Source organism: Brachyspira pilosicoli, assembly GCF_019402445.1.
GTDB classification, from domain to species: Bacteria; Spirochaetota; Brachyspiria; order Brachyspirales; family Brachyspiraceae; genus Brachyspira; species Brachyspira pilosicoli_B.
On record NZ_SRZM01000359.1, the window covers coordinates 1 to 2,121 of the forward strand.

General features: G+C 24.8%; 2 protein-coding genes and 1 pseudogene. All 3 read right to left on the reverse strand.

Features of this window, described 5'->3' with window-relative positions; all coding sequences use genetic code 11:
- Window positions 1-64 precede the first annotated feature (64 nt).
- Window positions 65-946, reverse strand: a complete 882-nt coding sequence (locus tag E6A48_RS10660) for an alpha/beta hydrolase (protein ID WP_219710205.1) — start codon at window positions 944-946, stop codon at window positions 65-67.
- A 35-nt stretch (window positions 947-981) separates the two neighbouring features.
- On the reverse strand, window positions 982-1,638 hold the full coding sequence (locus tag E6A48_RS10665) for a DUF6320 domain-containing protein (RefSeq protein ID WP_219710207.1): 657 nt from the start codon (window positions 1,636-1,638) through the stop codon (window positions 982-984).
- A gap of 4 nt (window positions 1,639-1,642) precedes the next feature.
- Window positions 1,643-2,121: pseudogene (locus tag E6A48_RS10670) on the reverse strand (alcohol acetyltransferase); the annotation flags it as partial.

The window sequence follows — 2,121 nt, forward strand, 5'->3', positions numbered from 1 at the left end:
GGTGCGAGCTGCGGGAAAAAGAACAATAAATTAAATAAATATTAATAAAATATAATTTTATATATTACAATGTTTCAATCCACTTAAAAACTTCATCCATTATATTGTTGCTGTCCATAGTTTCAAAGAATATGCCATTAACTAAATTGTTATGATAAATATCTTTATTTTCAAATACTATACATTTAGCTAATCCATCATTAAAACTATTAACTTTGTTTGAAAAATTAATTGAGTTTTGAACATCGCAAATAGGGTCTAATCCTGAGTGTATGCATAACACTTTATTTTTTTCACTTCCATCTACATAGTTATAAGGGTTTGCTAAATCTCTATTATAATTCCATTCAAAAAGCTGATTAAGCATTGGAGTAATAATTTCATTAGTGCATACGTTTAAATCTGTTGGTCCTCCTAATGAGATGTATCCTTTAAAATTATTTATATCAACATTGTATTTCTTTTGCATATCTTTATTATAAACAAGCAAAGCTCCCAAATGTGCACCTGCAGATGAGCCTACAACAACTATATCAGAATAATCTATATTTTTTTCTTTTAATATGGAAAGTGATTTATTAAAACCATTAAATACATCTTCTATCTGTGCTGGGTATTTAGCTTTTTTGCTTAATCTATAACCTAATAGTATTGCATTAAAACCTTCTTTAGCAAATCTCCTTCCAACAAATCTATATAAATCAGCACTTCCCTCTCTCCAACCGCCTCCATGTATATATACTATTAATTGCTTTTTTGGCTTTTCATTTTCTTTTGATTGTGCTGGGAAATATAAAATATATTGTCTTTTGTTTTTGTCATATTTAAATTTAGCGGGCTTAATTTTTTTATCTGCCTTAATAAAATTAATAGCCATTACAGGATAGCTTAAATATTCTTTTATTAAGTTTTTATTTTTTTTAGTTTTTTTTATTTTCTTATCCATAAAAAACTCCTAATATTTTTTAGTGTAATATTTTTTTATGCATTAAAAATTTTTTTCAAAGATAAAATAAACTCATTTCTAAATAGTATAATCATAGTAAGAATAACAATTATACCCGAACCAAAAGCAGACAAACTAGTCCAATATAGAAAATTAAATAGCGGTAAAACAATCATTAATATAGATATAAAAGCTGCAGAAATTATATAAGAAACATATTCATTAAAATATTTATGGTCTATAATGCCTATTATAAGCATTGAAACATTTAATCCAAGCGATAAAAAAGGCATAACATAATTAAAAGACCATTTATAAAATCCGCTGAATATATCTATTATTATCACCAAAGGAAGAAGTATAAAAAACTCTATAAGTAATTTTTGTCTCAAATAAAATATAGAAGCTGTAAAACATATATAGGTAAAATATGCAGAGGCAACAGACACAGCAGATATCATAGCCCAATTATATTTTGAAGAAGTTGATATATTAACAAGCATTATAATGATGATAGCACTTACAGCAACTAAAGATACTATCTTTTTGGCATTAACTTTTTTTATTTTTTTATAATACCAATCATAAGAAGGGTACTCTTCATTGTATGTATTTTTATTTTCTACTTCACTAAAACATAATGGGCATTTGTTTGTTTTTATTTCTAATTTACAGTTGTTGCAATAAGGCATTTTTTTACACTCCAAAATCATTAGAATAAATTTCTGTTTTTGTAACTTTTGAAATATTTTGAAAGAAATGTTTTATAATATCTGTTTCTATAATTGTTCTATTGAATGTAATAGATAATTTATCATCAAAACTGCATAAGCCTACATTTAATGGACTATTTATTGTATTATAAACCACAGCCTCAAAATGATTAATATATTCTTTCATGTCTTCTGGAAGAATAATATTTCCAAAGTTTGATAATGTGAGAGTTTTTAATTTATCTTCAAATAATTCAAAATCCAAATTAACCACAAAGTTTTTTATAAATAATGGAATAAATTTTGTTAATACATTATTTTCTAATTTTGTGTTTTGATAAATAAAGTTTTCTAATTTTTCTTTTTGAAGTTTTTCTTTCATTTCATTAGAAACCATTTTTATGATGTCATCAAAGGTTAGTGCGTTGGAAGTGTTTATTTGTACATTAACCACACCAAAAA